4 protein-coding genes are annotated in these 3,469 nt (G+C 33.8%); all 4 read right to left on the reverse strand.

Annotated elements, in window-relative coordinates:
• Positions 1-95 precede the first annotated feature (95 nt).
• Genes SPD89_RS22460 through SPD89_RS22475 form a run of 4 tightly spaced genes read right to left on the reverse strand, consistent with a single transcriptional unit; the run spans position 96 to position 3,317 of the window.
• Entirely contained in the window at positions 96-1,115 is a 1,020-nt protein-coding gene (locus SPD89_RS22460; protein ID WP_336264178.1) for a tyrosine-type recombinase/integrase, read from the reverse strand.
• Position 1,116: 1 nt separating this feature from the next.
• Positions 1,117-2,082: a tyrosine-type recombinase/integrase gene (locus SPD89_RS22465; protein WP_336264179.1), complete on the reverse strand. Its 966-nt coding sequence runs from the start codon at positions 2,080-2,082 to the stop codon at positions 1,117-1,119.
• An 18-nt stretch (positions 2,083-2,100) separates the two neighbouring features.
• Entirely contained in the window at positions 2,101-2,826 is a 726-nt protein-coding gene (locus SPD89_RS22470; protein ID WP_336264180.1) for a tyrosine-type recombinase/integrase, read from the reverse strand.
• A 50-nt stretch (positions 2,827-2,876) separates the two neighbouring features.
• A complete protein-coding gene (locus SPD89_RS22475; protein WP_336264181.1) occupies positions 2,877-3,317 on the reverse strand; it encodes a hypothetical protein in 441 nt (146 codons plus the stop codon).
• Between the last annotated feature and the right edge of the window lie 152 nt (positions 3,318-3,469).

A 3,469-nucleotide genomic window follows, 5' to 3' on the forward strand; every position in this document is an offset into this window, starting at 1 on the left:
TCCCTTATCCAAACCTTTATAAAATCCAAACCTTTTCATGAAACCTACTGATTTTACTGGGGTTGTAATGAAAAAGGGTTGGATTTTATTTTTAGTTATTTGCACAGATCCCTTAACTTTCGAATATCTTCTTTCCATAGTTTAGGTTGATTGGCTTCATCTTCCGTCATTATTTTTTTCATTGCTGATGCTTCCTGAGTAACAGTTATCTCCAAGTAAATCATCGTTGTCTGAATGTTTTCATGGCCTAATAAATATTGAATTTCACCAACATTCATACCATTTTCCAGCCAGTGAGTTGCTGCTGCATGCCTAATCTGATGAGGATGTAAAGTTACTGGAACCTCTGGACACCATTGATTAGCGATGACAACCCATTTTTTTAGTCGTTTTGTAACTGCTGGTTGCGTCAATTTTTTCTTTTTCCCTTTTATTTTTGAATAAAACAAGAAATCCTCTTCATTCGGTCTCACGCCATGATATTCACTTATGAATTTTTCAAGGTATTGAACAGTTTTGGAATTCAAGCCTAAGCTTCGATATTTATTTCCTTTTCCAGTTATTGTGACATATGGTTTTGGTACATTCAAGTGTGTATTTTTAATCTTTAGTGATAATATTTCATCGATTCTTGCTGCTGTATCATAAAATAATATAAACATCGCAAGATCTCTTCTCCCTGCTTTAGTAGACGGATTAATTGTTCCCAAAAGTGCTTTTACTCCTTCTTTACTCATTCCTTTTACTTTGATTTTTGGTGTTTTTCTTTTCTTGACTGCTACTGCCTCTATGCTAAGATAACTTAATGTAATGTCCTGTATGCTTAGATATTTTAGAAAAGCCTTTATGGATGATAATCTTACATTCGCTGATTGTGGCTTGCAGTTTTTTTCATTCATCAGCCATATTAACCATTCATCTATAGTTTCGGCTTTGAAACAATCATAGGAAAGCTGTTTTATTGTTAATTTTTTCTTTTCTTCAAGAAAATCCATGAAAAGTGTTAATGCAAGGTGATATGATTTTATTGTATGCTCACTGCTCGTTTTGTTGGAGGGACAATAAACTCTAATGAATTTGTTGATATGGTTCGCAATTTCATTTGACTCTTTCAAGCTATTCTTCATCGTACACCTCCGGGACTAATTCATCAAAATTCTTTTCCGTCAACTCTTCCAGTTTATCTCTGAGTCCAGGTACCAGTGAATAATAATACATAGTGCTTTCAATTGATGAGTGTCCCATGCTCCGACTTAAAGCCAGTAATTTTGAAGTGAATTCTATTCCTACATTTGTCCAGCTATTAATATTTGTTATGGCATAGTGATGCCGGAGGGCATATGCATTGGCATAAGAATCATTGTATTGATACCATAATTTATTGAAATTCAATGTAATCCATGCCTTTGTATAATGCTTGTCATCTTTTGTCGGAAAGAAATACGTTCTTGATGGACATATTCCTTCAATTTCTTTGTCATATCGTTTCATCATTGCTAACATAGAATCATGCATGACCACGTAATGTTGATGATAGCCCTTTGATTTTTGAATATTTATGACGGCATTTTCTAAATTCACATCTTTTCTTTTTAATAAGCGAACCTCGGTAGTTCTCATACCAGTGCTGTACAGAAGTCTGAACACTACCGGCATCATGATTTTTCTAAATATAGTAGTTCTTCTGTTTCTTGTTGTTTGGATCGTATCACATGCATGAAAGAAATTTCGTAATTCTTCATCGGTAAATGCATGAGGTATATAGTTGTGTTTTTCCAGCCTCGGTAGATGTGGTCTGGAAAAACATGGGCTTTCTACTTTTGCATTCATATAATCAACCAGATTAATAACAGCGTATATTCTTGTTCTGCAAGAATTATTCAATTCTGTATCTCGTTGTTGGCACCATGAATCTATCATTTGCTGTGTTAATTCATTGTCATGAGGGTAAACCGTTTTACAATAAGTACTAAATGCCTTGAGATGAATATCATAACAGTTGCACCATGACTGCGATGCAACCCTATAATGAACGAAATCATCCATGATAGAAAAAGCCAATTGTTCCTGCTTATTTTTCATGAACCATCATCCTCCTTGTCATAAAATCGGAAACATCTCAACATTTAATGCACATTCTTTTAGGTGCACAAAGTCCGTATGGACATATGTGTCCAAGGAATGAGGCGATGAATGCCCCAATATTGCTGATATAACTGGTGCTGGTATACTTCCTTCAAGCATGGATGATGCAAGCTTATGTCTAAAAATATGTGTGCCTCTTCTATCGTTGGGGTTCATTCTAATATTTGCAGCGTCCATGATTTTGCTGACTGCAGTAGAAATGGCTGATCTGCCTATTACTGAATCATCCTGTTTGTTTTTGAGAAAAACAAAAGGCTGTTCACTTTTAGGGCGTTCATGGATAATATAGCTATACAATGCGTTTCCAATCATCGCTTCCATGGGGAGCTCTAGTGGGTTAGATGTTTTCGGCTGTATTATTTTAATGGTATCATTTTCCCAGTCAATGTCCTCTAATTTTAAATGAGCTATGTCAACACTTCTTAATCCGGTATAAACCAGTAAAGTACCAATTGCTCTTGTTCGGAAGGATATATCTACACTCATATCAAGGATAACTTTTTTAATTTTGTCAAGTTCGCCGTCACTCAAATATTGAATATTTTTTCTATGTTTCTTTAATGCCGGAAGTAGAAATGCAATGCGATTACATTCCGTAATTTCAGGCGCCACAGTTTCCAAAACTCTCTTCAATCTCCATCGACAGCTATATCCTCTTATTATTTCTTTGTTTTCATTCATAAAATAGGAAATAACATGCTTTTCTCCTATGGAAGAAATATTGAAGATGTTTAATTCCTGCATTTTTGTAAAGAAATGTTTTCTCTTATTTCATCTTGACAAGTCTTCTCATTTTTTTCATTCCTGTTAACCAAGGCTCGATAAACATCTATTACTTTTTTGAAGTTTTCACATAAGGGTGGCTGTTGTGCATCTTCAAACAACTGATGCTTACATATCTGACCGCTAGGATATTCATTATAGATGTCAAAATTCATAATCATTGTAATATGCGATTTAAATGGGAAACGATATTGTTTTGTAGATTTACTCTTACTTACACGATAAAGATAGTAATCTTCATAGGAATCAAATTTAATATTCGTATTCAATATTTTTTTTATTTCAGCTTCAACACTATGGATATAAGAAGAACTATATGGATAATCACCTTCTTTCATATAATTGATAAGTTTTTGATAACCTTCTTTAAGATTGATTAGATCTAACATATATCATTACCTCCTTAAAATAATCATATATGTTACAAAATAAAATCCAAACCTTTTTCATTACAACCCCAGTAAAATCAGTAGGTTTCATGAAAAGGTTTGGATTTTATAAAGGTTTGGATAAGGGATATAATCCAAACGTTTGGATTATG

It is taken from the genome of Pseudogracilibacillus sp. SO30301A (genome assembly GCF_037072025.1).
GTDB lineage: Bacteria > Bacillota > Bacilli > Bacillales > Amphibacillaceae > Pseudogracilibacillus.

Excerpts from the sequence above, each read along its gene's own strand:
- SPD89_RS22465 (WP_336264179.1), bottom strand. The coding sequence starts at position 2,082 with ATGAAAAATAAGCAGGAACAATTGGCTTTTTCTATCATGGATGATTTC.
- SPD89_RS22470 (WP_336264180.1), bottom strand. The coding sequence starts at position 2,826 with ATGAATGAAAACAAAGAAATAATAAGAGGATATAGCTGTCGATGGAGA.
- SPD89_RS22475 (WP_336264181.1), bottom strand. The coding sequence starts at position 3,317 with ATGTTAGATCTAATCAATCTTAAAGAAGGTTATCAAAAACTTATCAAT.